Below are 25,736 nucleotides of genomic sequence, written 5' to 3'. Positions count from 1 at the left end.
GGCGGGCTACCGTGCCAGGGCGGCAGCGGATCCGCCGTCGTACACATGTTCTATCCACAGGCTGTGGATGCCGAGAGGATCGGATGAGTTACCAGCTCAGCGCCGTGGTCGCCGACGTGGAGCTGCTGCGCGAGCAGACCGCCGACCTGGATCACGCGGTGCTGGCCGCACTCCGGCAGGACTTCGCGCTGCTGCCGGTCACCCCGCAACTCGTGCAGGAGCTGACCGGTCGGCCGCCGGACTTCGCCACCGACGAGCCGTGCGCCGAGCGACCGTTCGAGCTGGTCCTGTCGCCACCTCTGGCGGAGCTGCTGGCCCGCTGGTCGACGGACGGGCCGGTGGCGTACCTGGAGGCGGAGTTCGCCGGCGGCCTCGGTCATCAGTCGGCAGTGGTGTGGCTGGGCGGCGACGTGAGCTGGGGGCCGCGCTACGACAACGCGCTGGACCGGCCGCGCGCCGAGTGGCCGATCAACACGGCGCTGACCCGGCTGGGCGTCGAGCCGGGCTCGTGGATCGACCCGTTCGCCGAGTTGGGGCTGCACCTGGAGCGCGACACGGACGGATGGTTGACCCACGGCCGGCGCGGTCTGTCCGCCGACTACTGGGACGAGCTGGCCGACGAGTGGGAACTGCGCCAATCCGGCCCGCACCAGCAACCTCTCGGCCCCGGTCCCGTTGGGGACTGGGGGAATGCATGAAATTACGACAATTCGGCTTTATAGCCACACTGCTGGCTGCCGCTTCCATCGCCGGGAGCGGCGTCCGTCCACAAGGGCCCGACATGGCGGCCCGGCCGGTCGGCTCCGCCGAGATGGTCAGCCTGGACGGCCTGCGCAACGCGGAGTTCGGCGCCACCGAGGAGGACCTCACCCGGCGCGGCCTGCTGCGCACCGACGAGGAGGCCTGCGGGCCCACGCTGGCCGGGCACGGATCGGTCAGCCCGATCTTCGTCGACGACCGGCTCGTCCTGCTCTGGCTCGACGACCCGATGACCACGCCGGAGGGCATCAGCGCCGGCACGCCGATCGGCGAGGTCCGCGCCGCGTACCCCGGCGCCGCCGCACTGCCGGCACCACCCGGCAGCCACCGCTTCGCCGGGCTGCTCGCCCGCGTCGGCGACCGCGCCTACCTGTTCCTGCACGACGGCGTCACCGTCCGAAAGATCATCGCCGGGTACGCGGACTGGGCCCGCCGCCTCTTCGACGAGGACTACGGCCCCTGCTGACCCAGATGTGACCGATCGCGCGCCTCGACCAGTCCTTCTGGGAGGAAGCCATCGGACACCAGGAGCGAGCTGTGGACCAGAACCTGCACGTCCTCTTCGAGCGGGCGCTCGGCGTCGAACCCGCACCCCCGGCCGGGGAACTGGCCCGGGAGGCCATGACGGCGGGAACCGCGCTGCGGCGCAGGCGCGGCCGGCTCGCGGGCGGCGCGGCGGCCGGCGTCGTCGCGGTCGCCGCCACCCTGGTCGCCCTGAACCTCGCGCCGTCGTCGAGGGAGCCGGTGTCGCCGGTGGTCGCGGCCGGCGCGCTCATGCCCTCCACCGACCCCACCTGTGATCGGCGATGGGGGTACGAGCCGGTCGACGTCCGCGTCTTCCTGCGACCGGAGATCACCGATCAGCAGCGCCTCGACCTGCGTGAGGCGCTGCGCTCGGATCCGCTCGTGCGAAGCGTGGCGTTCCAGAGCCACGACGAGGCGTACGCCAGGTTCAAGGAGATGTACCGGGACAGTCCGGACCTGGTCGACGCGGTCCGACCGGAGCAGATGCCCGAGTCGTTCCAGGTCCGACTGGCCAGGGCCGCGGACTTCTCCCGGCTCGTGACGAACTTCCACGACACCGGCGGCGTCGACCAGATCCTGGGCGGACCGTGCCCGGCCCGCTCGGGCGCCGGGGAGGGCGAGTGACCAGCGGGCAGATCGACGTGTGCGCCACGCCGCCCACCGAACACCAGGCCGGCCCACTGGCCCGGTGGAGCAGCGCCCGCCGACGTGAGCGCGAGATCCGGGACGAGGACTTCAGCGCGTTCGTCGCGGCGACCGCGCCCCGGCTGAGACGCACCGCCTACCTGATGTGCCGGGACTGGCACCTCGCCCAGGACCTGACCCAGATCACGTTCGCCAGGATGTACGCGTCGTGGGGTCGGATCCGGCGGACCGCGAACCTCGACGCGTACAGCCGTCGGGTGCTCATGAACGCCGTGTTCGACCAGCGGCGGCGGCGCAGCGACACCGAGGTGGTCTGCGCCGACCTGCCCGAACGACCGCAGCCGCCGACGACGACGGACCTGCACGTCGCGTTGATGACCGCGCTGGCGACGCTGCCCGTACGGGACCAGGCGGTCGTGGTGCTGCGCCATTGGGAGGACCAGAGCGTCGCCTCCGTCGCCGCGATCCTGGGCCTCTCCGCCTCGGCGGTGAAGATGCGCGACGCCCGGGCGTTGGGCCGGATCCGCGCGCTGCTCGGCGAGGACTTCACCGGCAACTGAGGGCCGGAACACGGAACGCCCGGTGTGATCCGAACGGATCACACCGGGCGTTCTCGCTGTTCACGAGCGGTGGCGGCGGGATTTGAACCCGCGGAGGGCGTAAACCCTCACACGCTTTCGAGGTCTGCGACAGACCGTTCACCCACCTTCAGAGGCATCCGCAAGCAGGGACGGAACATGAGCCAACCGCCAGCGAACGTTCTTGCATCTGCGCGAACGAGACCACAACTGAGACCGCCGGTCATCACGACCGGAGGCACCACCACGAGCGCAGTCTTAACACTCGACCAGTCCGAGCACCACTGCTGCACTGGTTCGATTAGTCATCTAGGCGATACGGTTGCTGGCTAGGGTTCCTCGCCAAATACATTTGTGTTGCGACAGCATCAAATTGGATCAGCGCCGGAGGGTCGGTTATGGCTATACCTGCATAGATTGATTCGATTATTTTCCGCGACGTCAAGGCACTTAGCGCCATGTCCATGCTGGAGCTCGACACGGAAATCAGCCTGGCTAGATCGAGGTTCGTTAGCGAAAGCAAAACCGCTTCCATGCGCTCAGCCGGCAGTAGCGCGACGAGGGTGCGGACGAGCCGCTCCCTGGAGCCCCCCTGAAAGCGACATTGCTCGATTCTCTCCAGCCTGCTTCGCTGCGCCTGATTCGCAACAACTCGCCGCGACCATGAAGGATTTGAACGTAGCAAGCGGCGAAAATCATCAACCGGAAAGGCGACAACCCGAGTTCGTGTTGTAGCGATGGCCATATACGGATAATCTATGCCACTTAGAGCGTCCGTCAGAGCCTCTCCTCGCCGAAGAACGCCAACGAGTTGCCCGGTGTGGCTAACGAGTCTCACAACCCCAGACCGGACGATCCAGACTGAGTGTGCCTCGTCATTCTCCTTGAAGAGCACCTGCGAAGGGCTGTACGAGCAGCTGAACTCGGTCGCCGCCCGTCGCCACAGGTATCCCCACTCATAGTGCCGGTACTCAAGGGTGCGGCGATCGAAGAAGACTGCACTCGACGCTGGCGGGTGATTCGATGTCCGCTGTCGGTCGCTGTCGTTTCCCGGCCATAGCTCTTGAGCGGCTCCTGACATTGGGCGAGTAAACTGTTCGTCGATCATCGTTGCATTGACTCGATGATCGCGGGCAGGGCGCCGAACAAGGCAGCGACCGCCAGTAGCACCGCCGCAATGGCTCGCCCCCCGTTTCGGGCCTTCGCCAGTTTGCTCACGACATAGGCTGTCAGCAGCATCGCGGACACAACAATGCCTGCGAATAGCATCAATGAACGGATGTCGTTCAACTTCTTACCTTTCTTCGGTCAGCTGGCCTCGTGCGGATTGCCTCGTTGAATGGCTTGGTAGGAGCCCAAGGCAGGTCATCAGTCTACGAAGGGCGAACAGCTCTTCAAAGCCGTCAGCAAGTCGCGGGGCTCCGCCCGCGGACGACCGGTAGCCGCGTTAGCACAGGTCACGTGCCTTCGCCCTGTAACGCGTTGTAAAGTTAGTTGACGAGCGAGCACCCAAAAATGGGCAGTTCGTGTTGCCTATCTAAGGGGTGACGGAGTAGAAATCTGTCACCGGGCTGCTGGCCTCGTGCGAAGAGATCTTGGCGCCGGTGGACGACGTGCTCGTGGTGGGGTTGGTAGCCCACCACGGCCGTCGTCACTCAGATCTGTCTCGTCCCGACAGGTCGCGGCCTTAGCAGCCAAGCGCGGCACCCGAGGCGAGCCCTCCAGCCTCCACTACTCAAAGCGTCCTTGATCACGCCCATCCTGCACCGCACGTACCGACTACCTGCCCCGCCTCAGCAAGCCAGATCAGAGATGGTGGAACCACGGCGAGCGTACGGGGGTATGCCGAACTGGACCGCTCCCTAAGGCGGTCCGTCACACGTGTGTGCCGAGTCAACGACGTGCGCATGACCGATGACAGCGGCCGGTTGCTCGACGCCGAATACTCCGTGGAGCCCGACGGCGATCACCTCGCCCTCATCCTTGAAAGCATGAGCGGACGGGCCGAGGGCAGGGCACCCCGCAACACCGACTACCGGCCCGCGTTTGAACTTCTCCTGAAGCGGCTCAAAGCACGCCGGGCTGTCATCGAAGCGGCGGTGGTCGACTCCCGCCGGACTCGGCCACTTCCGGAGGCGGACCGCAGCCTGATCAACGGTCCGGTACGCCTGGTCGACGTTGCCGACGTTCCCTCCTTGCGACGGCGGCTGACCAATGCGCAGACCACGATCGGGCAGGCGTCCGGCGCCCGCCTCCCCGGCAACAGCACAAAGCGGATACGGCTGCGTCTGGCCATTCCCGGCTACGGCGTTTCCGACGCTGGACGCTTGGCGGCCGACCTCTCGAACAGCCCGCCGTCCGAAGCGGCCACGGAGCCAGACCTTTCCCCAGTTGCGCCACATCAGCTGGCTTCCGCGTCTGGGGCCGAACGCCTTGGTGGAGGCGGCCGGTACGGCGGATCCGGTTACATGACCGATCAGGAACTCAAACGAGCGATTGAACTGCACGCCGTGCAGACTGTTATGGACCACTACCGGGTCGTCGAGAGATACCACGTCGAGAATGTCGGCGATCGAGCGAGCTACGACATCCGGGCGACCCGCGGGGCGGAGGAGTTGCACATCGAGGTCAAGGGCTCGTCGGGGCTGGCGGACAAAATCGACCTGACCAGCAATGAGGTCGCACATGCGAACGGTGCCGACACCCATCTCGTTATCGTCGACCAAACGCTGGACCGCATGGATCCCCGCTGAGGAGCACCTAACGCCCTCGCGGTACTGGTACCGCCCGCCCGCCCACGCCGATGAACTGCCGCTGCCACACCACATCATCACCTGTACGGCTGGTCATATCTGACGAACCTGCCAGGTACCGGATGGCCTCAAACCATTACAAGCTGGTCTACTCTGAGCGGATCATTCCACCTCACGCGTCCGCCTTGTCGGTGCTCGGGCCTATCCTCTGATGTGGACTTCCAGGACGGCTGCCGATCTCGACAGCAACGCCTGGCTTCCCCGGAACGAAGGATCCCGAGATGACCCCGATGACCGCCAGTAGCCTGCGGGAGCACCTCCTCGATCGCCTCACGCCCGCCCAGGCGACGGCTGTACAGTCTGACGCCCGCCGCCTCCTCGTGGTCGCGGGAGCAGGCTCGGGCAAGACCGAGGTCACGGCCCGTCGAATTGCCTGGCAGGTCGGGGTCAACGGCATTCAGAAGGACCAGATCGTCGCCTTCACGTTCACTGAGAAGGCGGCGGAGGAGATGCAGTTCCGGATTCGGCGGCATCTCTCGGTGCTCACGCCTGACGATGCCGCCAGCACTCTCGGCGGTATGTACGTCGGGACGATCCACGCCTACTGCCTCCAGCAGCTGCGCCTTCTCGCCTCGGATGTCTTTCACAACTACGACGTCTTGGACGATGGGGCGCGCATCGGGCTCGTCGAGCGCCACTGGTACCAGATGCTCGGGGGCCCGGCGCTAGAGGCAGCCTTCCGAGACGAGGGTCTGACGCAGGGGCACTTCGAAGCCGTGAATCGCTTTCTGCAGGCGTACGACCTGTTGAACGAGTACCACCAGCTTGCCGTCGCCCTACCTGCCGGCACGCCTCCGAGCCCCGGGCAGGAGGAGCGGGACTGGTGCTCGCAGGCGGCACTCGAGACCGTCGTCGGGGACGGCCGCGCGGCGCAGGCCTTTGCGACGACCGCGGGACGCTTCTACGCGCTCCTCCACTGCCGCCGCTTCCTCGACTTCTCCACCGCCCAGGCGGAGCTCCTGCGCCTGCTCGAGTCCGACGATGCTGCTCGTGCCACCCTGCGCGAAGGCCTCGCCCACCTCGTGGTCGATGAGGTACAGGACGTGAACCCGGTCCAGTCGGAGCTCATCGCGATGCTGGTCGGCGATGACCGGCGCCTCACGGTCGTGGGAGACCATCGACAGGCGATCTTCGGATGGCGCGGCGGGCGCGTCGAGATCATGGGCGCGCTGCACGACGACCTCGCCGGCGCCCACGACGGCGAGGTGGTCGAGCTGCAGGAGAACTTCCGTTCGACGCCGCGCGTCATTGATATCGCCAACCGGTGGGCCACGACCATCACGCCCCCGGGCGGCATGAGCACGCCTGATATGACTCACGGCCGCGACGAGCGGGTCGACTACGACGACTCCCACATCGCGTTCATGAGCTTCCTCGAACGCGAGGACGAGGCAGAATGGATCGCCGACACCATTGCCGCAATGGTCCAGGAAAAGCAGGGCGCGAGGCACGACGAGCACGACGGAGAGCGTGGCTTGCGCCACGGTGACATCGCCATCCTCCTTCGAGCGGCGACCGATGCGCGCACTTACGGCGACGCCCTTCGAGCCAGAGGCATCCCCGTCGTCTTCCGTGGCTCGGACCTCTTTGCCCAGCCTGAGGTGCTGCTCCTCCTGGCCGCACTGGCACGCGTCGCTGGCGTCCAGCAGTTCATGGGGCGGATGATCACCGGCTACATCCAGTCCGCGCTCGGCTGCCCGCCTGAGCCCGAACCCGTCCTCCGCGGGGCCGCCGCCGAGCTGCGCACGCGAGGGCTTCCCCTCGAAGACGACGTCGAGGAAAGGTTGCTAGCCCTCTGCGACGCGCTCAACGGACGCATTTACGATGGCGTTGCTCCGACCTTCCGGGAGCTTGGCGCCCTGCGCGCGCGGTCGGCTCGGCCGCTTCTCAGGCCGGGTGACAAGCCGCGCCGCGTTTTCCCGCAGGCGATTCTCCACGCGCTGCTCGAGGAGGCCGGCGTCGCCGCCTGGGACGCGATGGGCCCTGCCGGAGAGACGTACATGTTCCACATCGGGGCGCTGTCAAGCATGGTCACCTCGATCGAGACGCCCGGCTGGACCACCCCTTACGACCTGAGGTCCCAGGTAAAGGCGCTGTCCATGTGGGGACCGACCGGCGCTCGGCTGCCAGAAGCCGACCTGCTCACCGCCCCAGATGCGGTGAGCATCGGCACCGTGCACTCCGCCAAAGGGCTTGAGTGGGCGACAGTGTTCGTCGCTGACGTGCGAGCGCGCCGCTTTCCTAGCCAGCGGGCTAGGCAGCAGACGACGCTGCCCTTCGAAGGCGAGCTGCGGACGGTCATCGACCCGGCGGGCTTGGCCGACAACAATAACTACGATGCAGAGCGCCGGCTGATGTACGTCGCGCTCACCCGGGCCGAGCGCTACCTGTTCGTCAGCTGCTCCGGCACTCAGCGGTCTATGTTCCGGCGCGAGCTCGAGCCTGTGGTCGCCGCCGCCGGCGGCGCCGTCGCCGCTGGCGCCCCCGGGGTGGCTCCTCGTGTGATCGAGCTGCGTGACGGTCACCGGGACGTGGAAGCCCAACGTCTGGTCTCCTCGTTCTCGGACCTGCGGTACTACCTCGAGTGTCCGCACGACTTCTACCTGCGCAAGGTCCTCGGCTTCGCCCCCACCATCGACGGCGCCTTCGGCTACGGCCGCGGCGTCCACAACCTGATGCGCGCCGTCCACTCTGATCCGGCGCGCTGGGCGGCCCTCGCTGCCGAACCGCAGGCGCTGCGCACGGAGCTGGAGCAGCTCGTTGATCGGGGCTTGTTCTATCTGCGCTACACGACCGGTGAGCCCAAGGACCGGATGCAGCGCAAGGGCGTCGAGGTCGTCGCTGATTACATCACGACGTACGCGGCCGAACTTGAACGGCTGACGTACGAGCCGGAAAAGGAGTTCGAGACCCTGCTCCCCGAGGAGCAGGTCCTGATCTCCGGCGCCATCGACGTGATCCGTCGAGACGACCCGCCGCGCGTCACGCTGATCGACTTCAAGAGCGGCGAGGCGGCGTCCGACTCCGCAATGAAGCTCGACTCCGACGAGATGCGGCTGCAGGTCAGCCTTTACGGCATCGCGGCGCGGCGTGAGATGGAGTACGAACCCGAGCGCGGCCTTGTGCGCTACCTTGCCGAGCCGGACCCGGCGCAGCGCGAGCTCAACGTACCGCTCACGGAGGCGGCCCTCGCCGAAGCGGCCAACACCGTCGTCACCACCGCACGTCGGATCAAGGCCCGCGAGTTTCACATCGGCCCCGTTGCCCGCGAGCACGACGAGGAGCGCGGCCCGCGCTGCGGGCGCTGCGACTTTGCGTCCTTCTGCGGCCTGCGCGCCGGGCGAGCCTGACTTGCGGACGGGCGGATTCGGTCACACGTGGACGATCTAGCCGAGACCGTCAAGCCGGCGTTGCAAGTCCCGTTTCGCTCGGCACGGCGTATCGGTAGGCGATAGGAGTCAGGCCAGAGTCATCGATCTTCCAGGGGTGCACCACACGCAGCACCCCACCGCTGGCTACCGGCGGGTCGGAATCACGGTCGAGTGCAATGCCACTGACGATCACAAGCATGGTGTTCGGGTGCTCTCGGGCATGAAGGCGCACCTCTCCCCTGGTAAGGATCACCTCCGCTCCGTCGGAGGCGGTGCCCTTGACCTCCACGAACAAGCGCTCCTGACCACGCCTCGCATCGATGTCGTACGGCTGGGTGGCTCCCACGTCTTTGACGCTGTACTTGTGTTCAATCAGGTAGTCACAGGCAACCTTGACAGCCCGCCGTTCGATGGCCAGTCGCTCGCCAGCGCTCTGCCGAAATCCCCGTTGCCCAAAGCGACGGCCCGCCGCACGCTCAACGGCGGTCAGTGCGTCGGCGACCTCCGGAGCAGGCTCCCCGGGCAAGGCCAAGGCTTGGTCCGCCGCGACATAAAGCTTACCGAGGACGGAAACCAGGAAGCGGAGGTCGGCTTCAAGAACATCCTCACTCGGGAGGGCGTCGACCGGATATGGGAAGGCTGCTACGTTTCCCCGCTCATAGCCCGATCCCAGATCCGAAGACCTGGCCTTCAAGCTGATCTTCTCGGCCAGCTTCGGCGTTGCAGCGAAGTCGCCGGCGAGCAGGTGCCGGGCCCAGTCGACGCGGGCCTGCAGTTCATGAGGCGGCCGTGGTCGGAACACCCCGTTCTCCCACCGCGTGGTCCCTTGATTGAGGGACAGGTACACAACTTCCCCGTCGGCGCTGAAAAGGTAGACCACATACCAGCCCTCAGTCGCGGACGGGGAACGACTAGCAGAATGCACTCGCACCCAGGGAATCTCCGTCTTCCGGCCGGTCCCATCTCGCCCTTCCACCTTAAGGTCATCGATGGCGGGAAGGACGAGGCCCGACAGCTCAGGCAGGTGTTCGTGGAGCCACGCGGCGGCCTCCCGGCGGACCAGAAGGCCCCGCTGTTCCATGGCTGGCGTGTTCCGCCAGGTCCAGTCGGGCTGGAAGCGGAGAATCTCCTTCAGTAAGTCTCGCACGCGCGCCAATGTAGGCGAATCGCTGGCGATGTTCTAGTCGTCGAAGAGCTCAGACGTGCGCGACGCCTCGGGCGACATCCGCTGACGGCAGCCGGTCCAGCGTTGGGGAACTGTGGGGCGGAGCGCCCCTTCGATGGCGAGGGGGCCTACACGGTCCAGGCCGCACCCACAGCGGTCGCTGATCGTATACGACTGGCGGACAGGCCCCGCAGGAGCGTCGCCGAGCGCTTGCTCCAAGTCCGTGGATTTGGATGCGTCGGCGGAACGCCTGGCATACGTCTGACTCAGGTCATGGCCTGGACAGCACCATGCGGCGAAGGAGCATCGGGCGGCAGTTGTCAAGTGACTGTCAGCTATCCGCCATGCTGCATCGCAGTAGCGCAAGGCCATTCGGCCTCCGGGTAACTTGTCAGACCTCTTGCGTAGCCTACTTGCCATGAACCGGGAGGACCCCGTGGCGAAGAATCGCGACACGCCCTACCGATCGCTAACTACCTACAGATACGTCCTTGTAGCAGCTGCCGTCTTCGCTGTTGGGGCTTACTTCCTCTACCTAGGAGGCGAAGAGACCCGGTTTTGGCGGAACCACCCAGGCTGGCGGACGCTGATGGAACAGCTCGGTGGGTTGCTAATTGTCACGGGCGGTATTTCTATACTCTGGGAACTTGTCGGGAAACGTTCGTTCGCACGCGAGGTACTAGAGTCAACACGGACGGCGAACGAGCTTGAATCCGCTGGCCTCAAACGTATAACAAACCAGTTTTACGACGAGGCGCTGTGGAAGGATTGCTTTAAAGGTGTCGAGAAGCTAGATATCTTCGTCGCCTACGGTGGGACATGGCGAAGGACGTACCTTTCGCAACTGCAAGCGCTAGCCAAGAGCCCGAAGGGCAGAATCCGGGTCTACCTTGCCGATCCAGAGGACCCCGCGACGGTCGCGACATTGGCTAATAGGTTTGGCTCCACCCCCGAGAGGCTAAAGGAAAGGATTTGGGAGACTAAAGAGGAATTCGAGGCACTGCAGCAGGAGGGGGGCGCTTCCGTTGAAGTCTTCTTCTGGGCCGGCGACCGCGTCTTTACCTTTTATAGATTCGACAATCGTGCCGTCATAGCGCTATATCAACACAGTGAAGGGCGATCTCCGGTCCTGCCAACGATGCTATGCGAAAACGGCGGCTCTCTCTTCCAGTTTATCTATGACGAACTTCGCTCTATCCGTGCTGCAAGTCGGCCTGCTAACCAGGGAGCCGGCACATCCGCGGTCGTCACACAAATTAGAAAAGGTTAGCGTTATGACAGTGCGAGCGAATGTCGTTCGAAACGATCTCGACGACGATATCCTTGCGGCCCTTTACTCCTCAGGCGAAGTTGCATGCGACATCGAGACAACCGGCTTGAATCCGAAGATTGACAGCATCGGGACAGTGCAACTTCATGCGCGAGGAATTAATGACATCGTTTTGCAAGTAAGTGATGCACACCCTGAACGCCTCTGTTCTTTAATTCAGGAGCCAAGAGTGCGGAAAGTATTCCATCATGCCATGTTCGACCTACGTTTCATGGCTGCGCACTGGCAGGTACGCCCTAAAAATATTGCATGCACCAAGATTGCATCCAAGCTACTAAATCCTCATTTGAATGGCGCACATCATTCGCTTCAGACCCTACTCAAAGAGCGATTAAATATTTGCATCAGCAAGGAAGAGCGACTCAGCAATTGGACGAGTTCGAGCTTGACCTCTGCGCAAATCAGCTATGCTACGGCCGATGTGGAACATCTCCTCCCGCTACTCAATGTCCTCGAGCTTGACCTACGTAGTTCCGGACTAATCGAACTCTTCGAGGAGTGCATCTCCTTCATACCCGCGCGAGTCCAGCTTGACCTGGGTGGCTGGCCTGACGTGTTTAGCTATTGATGTAGCTACGACACCCAGGCGACGCGCGTGCTGCGGGCTGAGTGGTGACGATCTCGCTGCTCCGCCAATCCCTCTCGGGATTGGATGTCACCCTGGATACGCTGGTGTCCTTCTATCCGGCGCCATGACCAGACGGTTCATTCGGACTCGTTCCGGCTACTCGGAGGCCAACGGCATTAGCCTTGACCTACGGTCATCCACGCGTCCCGACCGGACGTCGAGAGCTCCTGGAGCATCCCGGGCCTGCGTGCAGTAAGCCAAGGTCAGCTTGATCTCAGCCGTCGGCCGGATCAATCAGCGCCTTGGCGATCGTCCCCATGCTGGTAATCAGGGCGTCCGCGCCGGCGGCCCGGAGCGCCTCGGCCTTCGCCGGCCGGTTCGCATAGCCAATCGCGCGCACTCCGGCGGCCTGCGCTCCCTCTATGTCCGACAGTGAGTCGCCGACGAGAACGCAGCGGTCCGACGACTCGCCGAGGGCTCTGACGGCTTGCAGGATGGGGTCCGGGTTGGGCTTCATGCGAGCCGGCTCCGCGTACGCCCGGCCGATCACCGGCGACACGTACCCGGCGAGCCGGTGTGCCGACAGGTAGGCGCTGACCGCTCCGGCAGAGTTGTTGCTGACCACCGCCACAGATAGCCCAGCCTGCCGGGCTGCGACGATGACCTCCCGCCCGTACCGCGTCGTTTCGGCACTTGCGGCGGCCCGGCGCTCGGCTGCGCAGAGAGCGTCCTCTACCGCCTGCGTGACCCCCTGGTCGCCAGCCGCGCCGGTACGGCGCAGTACCTCCAGCGGGTCTGGCTCGCCAGCGAGGTCCGGCGGCACGTCGATACCTCGCCGCCGCAGGACGTCGACTAGCTCGGCGGCAACCTTCGGCGCCGGGTATCCGGCGAAGATGCTGCACACTGGGCCGTCGAAGTCGAGCAGCACCGCACCGACCTGGCCCAGCAGCCGGCCGAGGTTGGCGGTCATCCGTCGTGCCGGTAGGCGATGGTTGACCACACCGAGTCGAACCACTGGCGGGATGCCAAGAACTGCGTGCCGTGCGAGGCGTCATCGTCGGTCACCGCGTAGTGGAACAGCGGCACGTCCTTGCCCATCAGGTCGTAGATCGCCATGGGCTCACCCTTGATCGAGACGGTCCGCTCAACAACCGGATAGAAGCCGTAGAAGACCTCCTCGCCGTTCAGGATGTAGAGCTTGAACAGCGGAGACGCCCGGTGCATCCGCACCTCAGCCGTGGCCGACCTGATGAGGCCGAGGTCGCCCAGCTCGGCAACCTGATCGATGATGCCGTCCGCCGCCCGCCGGGTGATGCGCTCTGCACGCTCCCGTACCGCCGGGTCGTCGGCCTGTGTCTCGGACCGCGATGGCAGCGCCATCGGTACGGTCATGTCGGAGATCAGAACGCGCACCGCGATCGTCTCCGGTGCGAGCCGGCCCACACGTACCTTGTCGAGCGCTTCCGCGAGCGCGTCGCACAACGTCTCGCCCGAGAAACCAGCGAAGTCGATCGTGACGTGGGGCCGGTCGAACGCCGCTTCGATGTGTGGGCGCAGCTCAACGGCTCGCTGTGTCTGTGCTCGGACGAACGCGCCGCTGCCCTGCCGGGTCACGATCAGCCGCTCTGGAACGCTTCTATCGCCGGATGCAGGAGACGGGCAGCGCCCCGGCGACCGCCCACCAGGCGCACCGCACGATCCGGACCGCGCTGAACGAGGCCGTACGCCGGGGGCACCTCGCCAAGAACCCAGCCACCCTCGCCAAGGCACCGCGCCTGCCAGAGAGTGATATCGAGCCGTACACGGTCTCCGAGGTACAGCGGTTGATGGCCACCACCCGCGGCCGGCGCAACAGCGCGCGGTGGGCGGTCGCGCTCGCCCTCGGCCTGCGCCAAGGGGAAGCGCTCGGCCTCCGCTGGTCGGATGTCGACCTGGACGCGGGGACGCTGACCGTCCGGCGCGGTCGGCAGCGGCCGCGGTGGGAGCACGGGTGCCGCTCACCGTGCGGTCGCAAGCACGGCGGGCACTGTCCCGACCGGCGCCAGGTGCGGGCCGATACCGCCGACACCAAGTCTCGGGCTGGTCGGCGCAGTATCGGGCTCCCTGACGAGCTGGTGGCGCTACTCCGGAAGCACCGCGACGAGCAAAACCAGGAGCGCGCTACCGCCGCCCAGCTCTGGGAGGGAGGTGACTGGCTGTTCACCACGCCGACCGGCGGCCCGGTCAACCCGCGCACCGACTACGACGAGTGGAAGCGCCTGCTCAAGCTCGCCGGGCTGCGCGATGGCCGACTACATGACGCCCGGCACACCGCCGCCACAGTGCTGTTGATCCTCGGCGTGGCCGAGCGGGCGGTGATGAGCATCATGGGCTGGTCCAACTCGGCGATGGCGGCCCGGTACCAACACCTCACCGCCCAGGTCCGGCGGGACATTGCCCAGCGCGTCGGAGGGCTGCTGTGGGACAGCCCGACAGAGGACCCGAAATCGACCTCTTGAGCAGCAACTGAGACCACAAGCGGAACGCCCGGTGCGATCCTCGCGGATCGACCGGGCGTTCTCGCTGTTCACGAGCGGTGGCGGCGGGATTTGAACCCGCGGAGGGCGTAAACCCTCACACGCTTTCGAGGCGTGCTCCTTAGGCCACTCGGACACGCCACCGCCGACGAGGGTACAGGACCACCGGTACGGACGCCGAACCGGTATCCCGCCGGCCGGCCTGGCAGGATCTTTGTCATGAGTACGCACATCGGCGCTGAGCCGGGAGAGATCGCCGAGCGGGTCCTGATGCCGGGCGACCCGCTGCGGGCCAAGTGGATCGCGGAGACCTACCTCGAGGAGGCCCGCTGCTACACGACGGTTCGCGGGATGCTGGGCTTCACCGGGCGGTGGAACGGCGTCGACGTCTCCGTCCAGGGCTCCGGCATGGGCATGCCGTCCGCCTCCATCTACGCCCACGAGCTGATCAACGACTACGGCGTGAAGACGCTGATCCGGGTCGGCTCCTGCGGCGCCCTGACCGAGGACCTGCAACTGCGCGACGTGGTGGCGGCCATCGGCTCGTCCACCGACTCGAACATGAACCGGATGCGCTTCGACGGGCTGATCGACTACGCCCCGGTGGCCGACTTCGGCCTGCTGCGTACCTCGGTCGAGGTGGCCGAGCGGCGCGGCATCACCATGCGGGTCGGCCCGATCCTGGCCGCGGACGCCTTCTACACCGACCGGCCGGACCTGTACGACACGCTCGCCGACTACGGCGTGCTGGCGGTGGAGATGGAGTCGGCGGCGCTCTACACCATCGCGGCCCGGTTCAAGGCGCGCGCGTTGACCGTCCTGACCGTCAGCGACCACATCAAGACCGGTGAGAAGACCACGTCGCAGGAGCGTGAGCAGACGTTCGGCCAGATGGTCGAGATCGCCCTCGACACCATCATCGCCTGACCTGTCGTTCCCGCCCGCCCGTCCCGCCACCGCCTGGTGCCGGGGCGGGCGGCTTCGTGAGAAGGGAACCCTTCTCTACCTGAGGCGTTAACAGGGGGCCCCGCCTTACCGGAAGAACGCGCGCAGCAATGCTGCGCTCTCCGGCGCGAGGACGCCGCCGTACACCTCGGGCCGGTGCGGGAGGCGGCGGTCGCGCAGCACGTCCCAGAGCGAGCCCACCGCGCCCGTCTTCGGCTCCCACGCCCCGAACACCACTGTCGGTACGCGGGCCAGCGCGATCGCCCCGGCGCACATGGTGCACGGCTCCAGCGTCACCACCAGCGTGCAGTCGTCCAGCCGCCACCGGCCCAGCCGCCGTGCGGCGCGGCGCAGCGCCAGCACCTCGGCGTGAGCGGTGGGGTCGCCGGTCAGTTCCCGCTCGTTGCGCCCGATCGCCAGTTCCGCGCCGTCGGGGCCGTAGAGCACCGCGCCGACCGGCACGTCGTCGGCGCCCTCGTCGGGCGGCCCGCCGTCCGGGCCGGTCACCGCGACCTGCAGGGCGCGGCGCATCCACAGCTCGTGCCGTTGCCGGCGGCCCAGCGCGCCCGCGTCGGCCAGCCCTTCGTCGGCCCCGGGGCCGACGCGCGACGATCCGACGGTCTCCAACGCCGGGTCGGTGGCGTCGGCCGGCTCGGCGGCGCCTGGTGCCACCGACTCGCCGGGCTCAGACCTCACGCAGCTCCTCGACCTCGTCCACGCAGCCGAGCACCTGGCAGATCTCGGCCGTCACGTCGGCCGGCATGTTGCCCTCGTGCGCGCAGAGGGCGAGCAGCTTCTGCGCCGGGATCCCCAGGTCGGCGAGGAGGTCGGCGTCACCGACCGGGTCGGCCTCCGGGTCCACGGCCGGCTGCTCGGTCTCGTCGTCGCCGCCGGACGGCCGCGGCTCGTCGACGTCCTCCAGGCCGGTGACCGACGTCTTCAGGTCACCCACCAGCAGCGCGCCCAGCCGGGACTCCTCCGCGTACGCCGAGTCGGAGCCGAAGATCCGCAGGTCCTCCCCCTCGTCCAGGCGCAGCAGCACGAGGTAGGTGTCGTCGGCCTCGACGAAGAGCAGGGAGAGGTCCGCGTCCGGCTCGACGTCGCGCAGCCGGTCGGCGACCTCCTCGATGTCGGTGACACCTCGCAGGCTCACCTCACCGGCGGTCCAGCCGCCGTCGACGCGCGCCACGGCAGCAGCGAAGTACGACACGGTCCCCCCAAATTGGCCTCGGCAGCACGCCGACATGTCACGCGATGCACGTTAACCGGTCGGGTCGGCAGGCGACCGGTCAACGCCCCGTAAGGGGCCGGCCGTTCCTGGAGAAAGTCGGTCAGCCGGCGACGCGCCGGCGGGTGGCGATCAGCTGGCGCAGACGTTCGCTGCGCGCCCGCTGGGGCCGTTCGCGCTGCTGTACCGCTCGGGCGCCGGCCAACTCGGCTAGGAGTTGCAGGCGGCGGCGGCTCCGATCGGGGTCGAGCCGCGGCGGTGTGGTCCAGGCCATACGGCGAGCGTGAACCGTCACCGCCCGTACGTCAAGATGGTCTTCGCTACGCAGCGAAACCGGCACCCAAGGTCACCAGAGCGGCCAGTCTCCGGCCTGCGCCCAGCGCACCGCGACGATCGCCGCGGCGATGCTCCACCCGCCCGCGGTGACGATCGCGACGCCGGTCGCCACCCCCCGGTCGCCGTGGCGGACCAGCACGGCGGCGGCCACCCAGGCGAGCCAGCCGGCCAGCAGCGTCCACCACGCGTAGCCCGGCACGTCGCGGCCGACCAGCCCGAACAGCAGCAACCAGGCGAACGTGACCACCGCGCCGACGGCGACGCCGCCGCCGGTGACCGGGTTCGGCTCGCGATAACTGGGCCGGATCGGGCCGCCGGACGGGAAGAGCCCCGACGGGGTACGCGGCGGCGGCGTGAACGCCCCCGCACCCGGCCCGTCCCCGCCGCCGTGCCACCCGTTCGTCACCGCTGCCCCCTTCCCCGGATCACCCGCCCTGCCGTTACGCACAGTGACGCCGACGGTGCGGGCGGGTCTCGGCTTTCGTCCCTACGGTAGTGGTCTGCCAGGATGGCCGGATGCGCTCGCCATCGATCGGACGCCGCGCGCGTCCGGCGTTCCCGGTCCTGCTGCTCGTCGCGGCGCTGGCCGCCGGGTGCGACCGTCCCGCCGGGCCGGCCGACGCGTGGCAGGACCCGAGCCCGATGGTGACCGCCGCGCAGCCGGCCGAGCCGACGGCGAGCCCGGCCCCCTCCGTGGTGTCCTCCGCCGTGCCCACCCCGACGCCGACGCGCGCGGCGGTCCGGCGGGTCTTCCCGGTGCGTTCCGGCAACGTCGACTACCACCCGACGCACGGCGGCTACCCGGGCACCGACCTCTTCGCCGACTGCGGGGAGCCGGTCGTGGCGGTCACCGACGGGGTGGTCCTGGAGGTGAGCCGGGTGGATCGGTTCGACAAGCGCGGGCCGCTCGGGCCGAACAACGGCGGGCTCTCGGTCTCGCTGCTCGGCGACGACGGGGTGCGCTACTACGGCTCCCACCTGAGCGCGGTCACGGCCGGCGTCGACGCCGGCGTCCGGGTCCGCGCCGGGCAGCAGCTCGGCAGGGTGGGCCGCACCGGCAACGCCAACAACGTGTGCCACGTGCACTTCGGTCTCTCCCCGAAGTGCACCGGCCACGACGACTGGTGGATCCGCCGGGGTGTGGTCTGGCCGGCGCCCTATCTCAACTCCTGGCGTAAGGGCGGCAACCGCTCGCCGGCCGCCGAGGTCACCGCGTGGCAGCGCAAGCACGGCTGCCCGAAGTCGCCGGGCGGGTCCGCCGCGGGTGGCTGACCCGACGCGCGCCCGCCGGCTCCCGATGGGCCGCCGGAGCGCGTAGGTTCCAGGGCATGACTGCCCGGGATCCCATCGCCGACCTGCGCCGGATCGCGTTCCTGCTGGAACGGGCGAACGAGGCCACCTACCGGGTCCGGGCGTTCCGGTCGGCGGCGAACGCCCTGGGGGCGCTGCCGGCCGGCGAGGTGGCCGAGCGGGCCCGCACCGGAAAGCTGACCGAGCTGGCCGGCGTCGGTGACGTCACCGCCCGCTGCGTGGCCGAGTCGCTGGCCGGTGAGGAGCCGGTCTACCTGCGCCGGCTGCTGGCCACCGAGGGCACCGACCTGGACGAGGAGGCGGCGAGGCTGCGCGACGCGCTGCGCGGCGACTGCCACAGCCACTCCGACTGGTCCGACGGCGGCTCACCGATCGAGGAGATGGCGCTGGCCGCCGTCGAGCTGGGCCACGAATATCTGGTGCTCACCGACCACTCGCCGCGGCTGAAGGTGGCCCGGGGCCTCACGGCGGACCGGCTCCGCAAGCAGCTCGACCACGTGGCCGCGGTGAACGAGGCGCTGCCGAAGGGCTTCCGCATCCTCACCGGCATCGAGGTGGACATCCTCGCCGACGGCTCGCTGGACCAGACCGACGAGCTGCTGGCCCGGCTGGACGTGGTGGTCGGCTCGGTGCACAGCGGGCTGGGCGACGACCGGGCGAAGATGACCCGCCGGATGCTGGCCGCGGTCGCCAACCCGCACCTGGACATCCTCGGTCACTGCACCGGCCGGATGGTGTCGTCCCGCCCGGTCGGCGTGACCGGGCCGGGCGACAAGGGGCACCGGGCGCGCACCCGCAAGGAGAGCGACTTCGACGCGGACGCCGTCTTCGCCGCCTGCGCGGAGCACGACGTGGCCGTCGAGATCAACTCGCGGCCGGAGCGGCAGGACCCGCCGAAGAGGCTGATCCGTCGGGCCCTGGAGGCGGGCTGCCGGTTCGCCATCGACACCGACGCGCACGCCCCCGGTCAGCTCGACTGGCAGCGTTTCGGCTGCGAGCGGGCGGCCCGCTGCGGCGTACCGGCCGACCGGGTGGTCAACACCTGGACGGCCGAGCGCCTGGTGAAATGGACGGCGAGCCGGGGCTGAGCGCTCAGCCCCGGGCGGCCGGCTCGACCGGGCGGGCGGCGGGCGCCACCGGTGCCGGGCCGGGGCGACGCCGGGCGAAGAGCCCCTGGGCCACCGCCACGCCGACGAGCACCACCAGCGCGCCCACCGGCTGGTGCCAGTTCATCCGCTCGCCGAGGACCATGGCGCCGACCAGCACCGCGAACACCGGGATCAGGTAGGTCACGGTGGACGCGGTGCTGGCGCCGGCCAACCGGATGTTGCGCATGTTGATCACGAAGGCCAACCCGGTGCCGAGCGCGCCGAGCGCGAGCACGCTGGCCACCACCCGCAACGAGAGCCCGGTCGGCACCGGCGGCGCGCCCGCGACCAGCGGCGCGACCAGCGCGAGCTGCGCGGTCGCCACGAGCAGCTGCGCCGCCGACAGCGACAGCCCCGAGTAGGCGCTGCCCGCGATGAACTTCTTCTGGTACGGGATGGCCAGGCCGTAGCAGGCAGCCGCGCCGAAGCACATGAGCTGGCCGGTGAAGTGGGCGCCGCCGACGCCCTCCCAGACGCCGAGCACCACCAGCACGCCGGCGAAGCCCAGGGCCAGCCCGATCGCCCGCCGCGCGGTCAGCCGCTCGGTGCGGAACACCAGCACCGCCAGCGGCAGCACGATCAGCGGCGTGGTGGCGTTCCAGATGCCGGCGAGCATGGACTCGACCCGTTGCTCGCCGAAGCCGAACAGGGTGAACGGCAGCGCGACGCCGAACGCGGCCACCACCAGCAGGTGCGCCCAGACCCGGGGGTCGCGGGGCAGCCGGTCGCGCAGCGCGGCCAGCACCACCAGCAACGTGGCGGCGCCGGTGGCCACTCGGTAGAGGGTGAGGTGCACCGGGTGCAGCTCGGTCACCCCCACCTTGATGAAGAGGAAGCTGGAACCCCAGATCGCAGCCAGCGCGACGAAGCCCGGCAGCCAACTCCGCAGCGGCGCCCGGTCAGGAGTGGTGTCGACGTTCACCCCTGACACTCTGCCCCTCGGGTACGACGAAGTCGCGCGGATTTCGGTCGCCGTGTCGGCCGCCACAGCAACCCGTCGCCGCACTGTCCTGAACACGGCAAACACGATCGACACCGGGGCGGCCCGGTCACGTAGTCTCGCCCGGTGGGACGAATCGATGACCTCGCCAACCGCTACGTGGCGGAGTGGGCTCCGCTGAGCCCGACCGGCGCCACCTACGTCGGCATCGCCGGCTACGACGACCAGCTCGACGACCTCTCGCCCGACGGCTACGCGGCCCGCGCCGACCTGGTCCGGCGCACGCTGACCGAGCTCGACGTGACCGAGCCGGAGACCGAGGCGGAGCGCACCGCCCAGGAGGCCATGCAGGAACGCCTCGGCCTGGAACTCGCCCGGTACGACACCGGCGAGACCACCAGCGAGGTCAGCGTGATCGAGAGCGGGCTGCACGAGCTGCGGATGGTCTTCGATCTGATGCCGACCGACGGCGAGGAGGCCAAGGCCAACGTGGCCGCCCGGCTCAACCGCTTCGCGTCGGCACTGGACGCCTACAAGCGCACCCTGCGCGAGTCCGCCGCCGCCGGTCGGGTCAGCTCGCAGGTGCAGCTCGTCGAGGTCGCCAAGCAGTGCGACATCTGGGTCGACCCGGACGGCGACAACTTCTTCCACGGTCTGGTCGAGCGCCTCGACGCGGACGGCACGCTCGGCGCCGAGCTGCGCAGGGGGGCCGCCGCCGCGACCGCCGCGACGGCCGAGTTCGGGCAGTTCCTGCGCACCGAACTGGCCCCGGTGGGCCGGCAGAAGCAGGCCGCCGGCCGGGAGCGCTACGAACTGGCCTCGCAGTACTTCCTCGGCGCGAAGGTCGACCTGGACGAGACGTACGCCTGGGGGTTCGCGGAGCTGGCCCGCCTGGAGGCCGACATGCGGACGGTGGCCGGCCGGATCGCCGGTCCCGGGGCCACGATCGACGAGGCGGTACGCGCGCTCGACGCCGACCCGGCGCGGACGGTCCACGGCAAGGAGGCGTTCCGCGACTGGATGCAGGCGCTCGCCGACAAGGCGATCACCGAGCTGGACGGCACCCACTTCGACATCCCGGAGCAGGTCCGCCGGATCGAGTGCTGCCTCGCGCCGACCAGCGACGGCGCCATCTACTACACCGGCCCGAGCGAGGACTTCTCCCGACCCGGGCGGATGTGGTGGGCGGTGCCGCAGGGCATCACCGAGTTCTCCACCTGGCGCGAGGTGACCACGGTCTACCACGAGGGCGTGCCGGGCCACCACCTCCAGGTCGCCCAGACCGCCGTCCGAGCCGACCTGCTGAACCGCTGGCAGCGGCTGCTCTGCTGGGTGTCCGGGCACGGCGAGGGCTGGGCGCTCTACTCCGAGCGGCTGATGGACGAGCTGGGCTACCTGGAGGACCCGGGTGACCGGCTCGGCATGCTCGACGGGCAGGCGTTGCGGGCCGCCCGGGTGATCGTCGACATCGGCATGCACCTGGAGTTGGAGATCCCGGCGGACAATCCGTTCGGCTTCCACCCGGGCGAGCGGTGGACGCCGGAGCTGGGCTGGGAGTTCATGCGGGCGCACTGCCGGGTGCCGGACGAGAACCTGCGTTTCGAGTTGAACCGCTACCTCGGCTGGCCGGGGCAGGCCCCCTCGTACAAGGTGGGCGAGCGGATCTGGTTGCAGGCGCGCGAGGAGGCGAAGGCCCGCAAGGGCGCCGACTTCGACCTGAAGGAGTTCCACCGCCAGGCGCTCGACCTGGGTGCGCTGGGGCTGGACCCGCTGCGCCGGGCGCTGGCCCGGCTCTGAGTCGCCGGCACGGCGAAACGGCCGGGAGCCGGAGGTTCGTCCCTCCGACTCCCGGCCGTTTCGTCGTACGGGTCAGGCCAGGTCGACCCGGAGCACCGGCTTGGCGGTGAGCGACTTCGAGTGCTCGTAGGCCAGCTCGATCACCGGGTCGTCGAAACTGATCGGGATCGGCGAGGTGATCGGGATGCCGTCCGGGAACGGCAGGTCCGGCGTCAGGGTGATCTTGATGCCCAGCAGGTGCCCGACGAACCGGGTGGCATAGAACGCCACGTCACCCTCGACCGTGAGCCGGTCGGTGACGTACCGCTGCTTCTTGCCCGCCGGGCCGCTGGCCAGCAGCGTGAAGTCGTCCGTGACCGCCTTGTCCATGGTGAACTTCAGGCACTTGAGCTTGCCGTTATGGGTGGGCAGCTCGACGATGCCCTCGAAGCGCAGCCCGGTCATGGTCACCTTGGAGCCGGTGAGCCGCGACGGCGGGTCGGCGACGAGGGGCTGGTCGGGGTCGGCGGCGAGCTTGGGCAGCGGCTTGCCCTCCTCGACCGGCTTCGGCTTGGTCGGCGCCGGTTCGGCGCAGTCGTCGCCCGGCGTCGCCGAGGCGGACGGTTTGGCGCTGCCGCTGGGCTCCGGCGTGGCGCTGCCGCTGGGTGCGGCGGCGGCCTTCGCCTCGGTGGAGGGCGACGGCGACGGCGACGCCTCGGTCTTGTCCTTGTCGCCGGTGAACAGGCCGGTGATGCCGTCGACGAGATCGGTCAGCAGGTTGCCGTCCGACTCTCCGGCCGGTTCGGCCGGCGCGGTGGTGCTGGGGCTGGCCGACGGTGAGGGCGAGGCGGTGGTCTTCGAGGCGGACGGCTTCGGCGCGGGCGCCGACGCGGTCGGGCAGGCCGCCGGTGCGGCGACCGCCGGCCGCGCGTCCCGGACCGCGATCAAGCCGGCTGCGGAGACCGCGGCGACCAGCAGGATCGCGTACGCCCTGGGCGGGTGCCCGGGACCGCCCGGCCGGTACGCGGGCGGCGCCTCCACGGCGGGTTCCGCGGGTGCCGACTCCCGCAGCGGGTTGCGCGGCTCCGGGAGCGTGTCGGTGAGGACCCCGGTGGTGTCCTCCTCCCGCTGCCGTGGCAACAGTTCGTCCACCAGGGCGGGCTCCGGCTCGTCGGCCGGCTGCTCCGCCACCGGCTCGTCGACCGGCTCCACGGGCGTCGCCTCGGCGGCCTTGCGGGGCACCCAGGCGAAGCCGAGCGCGCTGCCGACCATGCCGAGCAGCAGGCCGATGAAGAAGCCGCCGAGGTTGACCCCGATCAGCGAGTAGAGCGCGGTGATCGCCGCGACCACCGCGTAGAACATCCGCTGGGCCGGGCTGAACCAGAGCAGCATGCCGCAGGTCACGAGGATGGTCGGGACGAGCCAGGACAGGAAGCCGGTGGGCCCCATCTGGAAGGTGAGGCCGTTGAGGCTCATCTGGGTGGTGGCGAAGATCTCCAGACCGGCCAGGGCGGTGAAGAGGCCACCCCAGAACGGCCGCTCCCGGCGCCACCGGCGGAAGCCACGCCACGCCTGGCCGAGCCGACCGGGCCGGGCCTGCTGCGTTTCGGCGGTTGTCACGTACTCCTCCTGGCGGTGCTGACGGGGTGCGACATGGTTGAGGCCCGCGGAGGGCGCCCTCCGCGGGCCTCGCCATCAGATCAGAAGCATTCCTTGGCGTCCTTGCCCACGTTGACCTTCAGCTTCAGGCCGTTGAGGGTGAAGACGCCGGCGCTGGTGGAGCGGGCCACCTGCTGCAGCTTCGTGATGGTCACCGAGTCGGCGCTCTGCCCGAACGCGCCGGGCTGACCCTTCGTCGGGTTGAGGTCGTTGGCGTCCCGGCCGATCTGGATGTTCTCGAACGTGGCGTCGCCCTCGAGCGACTCCATGTCGATCAGCAGGTTCGTCGCGGTGGCCGGCTTGCCGCCACCACCGGCGTTGATGGTCAGCACGATCGGCACGCCGGGGATGCTGGCGTTGACGGACTGGCAGAGATCGTAGAGCTTGGCGTCGGCGATCTCCGAGACGGCGACCGGGTGCTGGGTCTTGTCCCGCTCCTGGACCAGGCCGCCGTACTGCTTGAAGCCGTTGCCCTCCAGCTTCGAGGCGCCGACCTTGAAGGTCTGGCCCGACACCGCGAACGAGGCCGCGATGGCGCCGTTGGCCATGCCGAACACGATGCCGCCGGCCACCAGGGTCGCCGGCACCATCATCGCGGCGAAGCGCCGCCAGCGGGTGCCACCACTCATCTGGCGGTTCTCCGATTCACTCACAAGGTCCTCCTCGACGGGGGTGCGTCTCCGGACGCGGGACGCGTCGCGGGACGGGAAAGCTGCGGGGCGGCGCGGAGGCCGTTGTGCCGAACGGGCCGCGCGGGTCGCGGATTGGATGCTCTCGCGAAGCGACAGACCTCACAAGTCCCTTGCTACTGACGGGTAACACAGTTGTGGTATCAAGATCGCCTACGGTTACCAACGGTTAACGTCCCGGCAGCACGGAGCCCCGGACAAACCATCGCCATTACGACACGATGGCGGAGAGGTTTCACCTGTGGTAGCCGTCACCGGCAAACATCACAGTTCAATAACGGCGAGCTGACAAGCCGCTGAGGGTGAGGGGCCACTCACCCGTCCGGTCAGGCCCAACCGCCGACCGGAGCCGGGTCAGCCCCGCCCGTCCAACCACGACCCCAGCAGGAGGCGGTCGATCGAGTCGATCCGGCCGAGCGGACGCCCGGCCGCGACCCGGGCACGCAGCTCCGCCCGGGTGAACCAACGCGCCTCCACCACTTCCTCGTCGTCGACCCGCACCCGCGTCGACGTCGCACTCGCACGGAAGCCGACCATCAGCCCGGCCGGGAACGGCCACGCCTGCGAACCCTGATAGGTCACCTCGCCCACGGCCAAACCGGCCTCCTCGGCCACCTCCCGCCGGACCGCGTCCTCCAGGCTCTCGCCGATCTCCACGAACCCCGCCAGCGTCGACCAGGAATCCTCCGCCGCCCCACGGTGCCGGGCCAGCAGGCACCGCTCCGGCTCACCGGGCGCCTCGACCAGCATGATGACCGCCGGCTCGATCCGGGGGAACAGCAGCCGGCCGCAACCCGCGCCGGCGCAGGACCGGGTCTGCCCACCCGGCCCGGCCACCGTCGCCGTGCCGCAGCTGCCGCAGAACCGCTGGCCGCGGTGCCAGTGCAGCAACCCCTTCGCGTACGCCAGGACGGCCGCCTCGGCCGGCGCCAGCCCACCCACCAGCGCCCGGACGTCCACCGCCTCGGCCGCGCCGGCCAGCGCGCGGGCCGCGCTCTCCTCCCGGCTGGAGAGGTCGACGGCGAACACCGCCCGCCCCGCGTCCAGCCCGAGGAAGACCGTCTCGTCGGCGCCGGCGAGCAACTCGACCGCGTCCACCGCCGCCGGGCGCACCGGCGCCCGCCCGGCGTCGACGAGGCACCTGTCCCGCCACAGCGGCAGCACCACGCTCTCCGGGTCGCTCAGCCGCTCGGCGAGCCACTCCGGGTCGCCGCGCAGCGCCGCCGCCCGGTCCAGCCATCCACCGCCGTACGCCAACACCCGGTCGTCCGTCCGCACCCGCCCACCGTGTCACGACCTGCGCCGGAACGGTGACCCGAAACGGGTGATCGGTGCGACACCTCCGCCGGGCCGACACGACCTCGCGGCCGGAGACTCCCGACCGGCCCGAGCGTTGGTTACCGTAGGTGTCTCCCGCGGGGGAAGCGGTCCCCG

General features: G+C 68.8%; 23 protein-coding genes, 1 tRNA gene and 2 pseudogenes. 13 read left to right on the top strand and 13 right to left on the bottom strand.

What is annotated here, in order from left to right; genetic code table 11:
- Nucleotides 1–83: 83 nt before the first annotated feature.
- From O7598_RS00530 to O7598_RS00515, 4 genes are all read left to right on the top strand, one after another.
- Entirely contained in the window at nucleotides 84–698 is a 615-nt protein-coding gene (locus O7598_RS00530; RefSeq protein ID WP_269689507.1) for a hypothetical protein, read from the top strand.
- A 32-nt stretch (nucleotides 699–730) separates the two neighbouring features.
- Nucleotides 731–1,225 (top strand): hypothetical protein, encoded by a 495-nt coding sequence (locus O7598_RS00525; RefSeq protein WP_442929910.1) that lies wholly within the window; start codon nucleotides 731–733, stop codon nucleotides 1,223–1,225.
- Nucleotides 1,226–1,296: 71 nt separating this feature from the next.
- The gene (locus O7598_RS00520) at nucleotides 1,297–1,908 is read left to right on the top strand and encodes a permease-like cell division protein FtsX (RefSeq protein WP_269689505.1); all 612 of its coding nucleotides are present in this window, start codon (nucleotides 1,297–1,299) and stop codon (nucleotides 1,906–1,908) included.
- The gene (locus tag O7598_RS00515; protein ID WP_269689504.1) at nucleotides 1,905–2,489 is read left to right on the top strand and encodes a SigE family RNA polymerase sigma factor; all 585 of its coding nucleotides are present in this window, start codon (nucleotides 1,905–1,907) and stop codon (nucleotides 2,487–2,489) included. Before O7598_RS00520 ends, O7598_RS00515 begins: the two co-directional genes overlap by 4 nt.
- A 319-nt stretch (nucleotides 2,490–2,808) precedes the next feature.
- Here the strand turns inward: O7598_RS00515 and O7598_RS31390 are convergent, their stop codons facing one another.
- Nucleotides 2,809–3,588 carry a Crp/Fnr family transcriptional regulator gene (locus O7598_RS31390; RefSeq protein WP_442929909.1) on the bottom strand — a complete coding sequence of 260 codons (780 nt, stop codon included), beginning with the start codon at nucleotides 3,586–3,588 and terminating at the stop codon, nucleotides 2,809–2,811.
- 23 nt (nucleotides 3,589–3,611) lie between these two features.
- The gene (locus O7598_RS00510) at nucleotides 3,612–3,797 is read right to left on the bottom strand and encodes a hypothetical protein (RefSeq protein ID WP_269689503.1); all 186 of its coding nucleotides are present in this window, start codon (nucleotides 3,795–3,797) and stop codon (nucleotides 3,612–3,614) included.
- A gap of 617 nt (nucleotides 3,798–4,414) precedes the next feature.
- On the opposite strand from O7598_RS00510, the gene O7598_RS00505 reads away from it, so the two are divergent.
- Entirely contained in the window at nucleotides 4,415–5,260 is an 846-nt protein-coding gene (locus O7598_RS00505; protein ID WP_269689502.1) for a protein NO VEIN domain-containing protein, read from the top strand.
- Between the two features lie 281 nt (nucleotides 5,261–5,541).
- Nucleotides 5,542–8,670: an ATP-dependent DNA helicase gene (locus O7598_RS00500; RefSeq protein WP_269689501.1), complete on the top strand. Its 3,129-nt coding sequence runs from the start codon at nucleotides 5,542–5,544 to the stop codon at nucleotides 8,668–8,670.
- A gap of 49 nt (nucleotides 8,671–8,719) precedes the next feature.
- Here the strand turns inward: O7598_RS00500 and O7598_RS00495 are convergent, their stop codons facing one another.
- On the bottom strand, nucleotides 8,720–9,838 hold the full coding sequence (locus tag O7598_RS00495; protein WP_269689500.1) for an MrcB family domain-containing protein: 1,119 nt from the start codon (nucleotides 9,836–9,838) through the stop codon (nucleotides 8,720–8,722).
- Nucleotides 9,839–10,274: 436 nt separating this feature from the next.
- Here O7598_RS00495 and O7598_RS00490 point away from each other — a divergent pair, with 436 nt between their 5' ends.
- Both O7598_RS00490 and O7598_RS00485 read left to right on the top strand, forming a co-directional pair.
- Nucleotides 10,275–11,126 carry a hypothetical protein gene (locus tag O7598_RS00490; RefSeq protein ID WP_269689499.1) on the top strand — a complete coding sequence of 284 codons (852 nt, stop codon included), beginning with the start codon at nucleotides 10,275–10,277 and terminating at the stop codon, nucleotides 11,124–11,126.
- A 10-nt stretch (nucleotides 11,127–11,136) separates the two neighbouring features.
- Nucleotides 11,137–11,754: a hypothetical protein gene (locus O7598_RS00485; protein WP_269689498.1), complete on the top strand. Its 618-nt coding sequence runs from the start codon at nucleotides 11,137–11,139 to the stop codon at nucleotides 11,752–11,754.
- Between the two features lie 274 nt (nucleotides 11,755–12,028).
- Here the strand turns inward: O7598_RS00485 and O7598_RS00480 are convergent, their stop codons facing one another.
- Both O7598_RS00480 and O7598_RS00475 read right to left on the bottom strand, forming a co-directional pair.
- A complete protein-coding gene (locus tag O7598_RS00480; RefSeq protein WP_269689497.1) occupies nucleotides 12,029–12,724 on the bottom strand; it encodes an HAD family hydrolase in 696 nt (231 codons plus the stop codon).
- Nucleotides 12,721–13,380 (bottom strand): annotated as a pseudogene (locus tag O7598_RS00475) (GntR family transcriptional regulator); the annotation flags it as partial. The gene O7598_RS00480 and the pseudogene O7598_RS00475, both read right to left, overlap by 4 nt.
- Here O7598_RS00475 and O7598_RS00470 point away from each other — a divergent pair.
- A pseudogene (locus O7598_RS00470) lies at nucleotides 13,380–14,252 on the top strand (tyrosine-type recombinase/integrase); the annotation flags it as partial. The pseudogenes O7598_RS00475 and O7598_RS00470 overlap by 1 nt on opposite strands.
- Nucleotides 14,253–14,327: 75 nt before the next feature.
- Here O7598_RS00470 and O7598_RS00465 read toward each other — a convergent pair.
- Nucleotides 14,328–14,414, bottom strand: a tRNA-Ser gene (locus O7598_RS00465).
- 75 nt (nucleotides 14,415–14,489) lie between these two features.
- On the opposite strand from O7598_RS00465, the gene deoD reads away from it, so the two are divergent.
- Entirely contained in the window at nucleotides 14,490–15,197 is a 708-nt protein-coding gene (gene deoD, locus O7598_RS00460; protein WP_091070383.1) for a purine-nucleoside phosphorylase, read from the top strand.
- A 105-nt stretch (nucleotides 15,198–15,302) separates the two neighbouring features.
- Here the strand turns inward: deoD and O7598_RS00455 are convergent, their stop codons facing one another.
- From O7598_RS00455 to O7598_RS00445, 3 genes are all read right to left on the bottom strand, one after another.
- Complete coding sequence (locus tag O7598_RS00455; protein ID WP_269694697.1) at nucleotides 15,303–15,746, bottom strand: nucleoside deaminase; 444 nt, start codon at nucleotides 15,744–15,746, stop codon at nucleotides 15,303–15,305.
- A gap of 154 nt (nucleotides 15,747–15,900) precedes the next feature.
- Complete coding sequence (locus O7598_RS00450) at nucleotides 15,901–16,425, bottom strand: tRNA adenosine deaminase-associated protein (protein WP_269689496.1); 525 nt, start codon at nucleotides 16,423–16,425, stop codon at nucleotides 15,901–15,903.
- Nucleotides 16,426–16,789: 364 nt separating this feature from the next.
- A complete protein-coding gene (locus O7598_RS00445) occupies nucleotides 16,790–17,185 on the bottom strand; it encodes a hypothetical protein (RefSeq protein WP_442929778.1) in 396 nt (131 codons plus the stop codon).
- Between the two features lie 110 nt (nucleotides 17,186–17,295).
- On the opposite strand from O7598_RS00445, the gene O7598_RS00440 reads away from it, so the two are divergent.
- Both O7598_RS00440 and O7598_RS00435 read left to right on the top strand, forming a co-directional pair.
- The gene (locus O7598_RS00440) at nucleotides 17,296–18,051 is read left to right on the top strand and encodes a M23 family metallopeptidase (protein WP_269689495.1); all 756 of its coding nucleotides are present in this window, start codon (nucleotides 17,296–17,298) and stop codon (nucleotides 18,049–18,051) included.
- Nucleotides 18,052–18,107: 56 nt separating this feature from the next.
- A complete protein-coding gene (locus tag O7598_RS00435; RefSeq protein WP_269689494.1) occupies nucleotides 18,108–19,178 on the top strand; it encodes a PHP domain-containing protein in 1,071 nt (356 codons plus the stop codon).
- Between the two features lie 4 nt (nucleotides 19,179–19,182).
- On the opposite strand, the gene O7598_RS00430 is transcribed toward O7598_RS00435, so the two are convergent.
- Entirely contained in the window at nucleotides 19,183–20,160 is a 978-nt protein-coding gene (locus O7598_RS00430) for a DMT family transporter (RefSeq protein WP_269689493.1), read from the bottom strand.
- 144 nt (nucleotides 20,161–20,304) lie between these two features.
- Here O7598_RS00430 and O7598_RS00425 point away from each other — a divergent pair, with 144 nt between their 5' ends.
- Entirely contained in the window at nucleotides 20,305–21,975 is a 1,671-nt protein-coding gene (locus tag O7598_RS00425) for a DUF885 domain-containing protein (protein WP_269689492.1), read from the top strand.
- Nucleotides 21,976–22,047: 72 nt separating this feature from the next.
- On the opposite strand, the gene O7598_RS00420 is transcribed toward O7598_RS00425, so the two are convergent.
- The 3 genes from O7598_RS00420 to nudC all read right to left on the bottom strand — a co-directional run bounded on the left by O7598_RS00420 (nucleotide 22,048) and on the right by nudC (nucleotide 25,580).
- The gene (locus tag O7598_RS00420) at nucleotides 22,048–23,574 is read right to left on the bottom strand and encodes a DUF6114 domain-containing protein (protein ID WP_269689491.1); all 1,527 of its coding nucleotides are present in this window, start codon (nucleotides 23,572–23,574) and stop codon (nucleotides 22,048–22,050) included.
- Between the two features lie 80 nt (nucleotides 23,575–23,654).
- Complete coding sequence (locus tag O7598_RS00415; RefSeq protein ID WP_091070403.1) at nucleotides 23,655–24,242, bottom strand: DUF6230 family protein; 588 nt, start codon at nucleotides 24,240–24,242, stop codon at nucleotides 23,655–23,657.
- Nucleotides 24,243–24,656: 414 nt separating this feature from the next.
- Nucleotides 24,657–25,580: an NAD(+) diphosphatase gene (nudC, locus tag O7598_RS00410; RefSeq protein WP_269689490.1), complete on the bottom strand. Its 924-nt coding sequence runs from the start codon at nucleotides 25,578–25,580 to the stop codon at nucleotides 24,657–24,659.
- Between the last annotated feature and the right edge of the window lie 156 nt (nucleotides 25,581–25,736).

Source organism: Micromonospora sp. WMMC241, assembly GCF_027460165.1.
In the GTDB taxonomy this organism is placed as follows: Bacteria; Actinomycetota; Actinomycetes; order Mycobacteriales; family Micromonosporaceae; genus Micromonospora; species Micromonospora humi.
The sequence above is the reverse complement of the archived record's forward strand: the minus strand, read 5'-3'. Positions and strand labels throughout refer to the sequence as shown.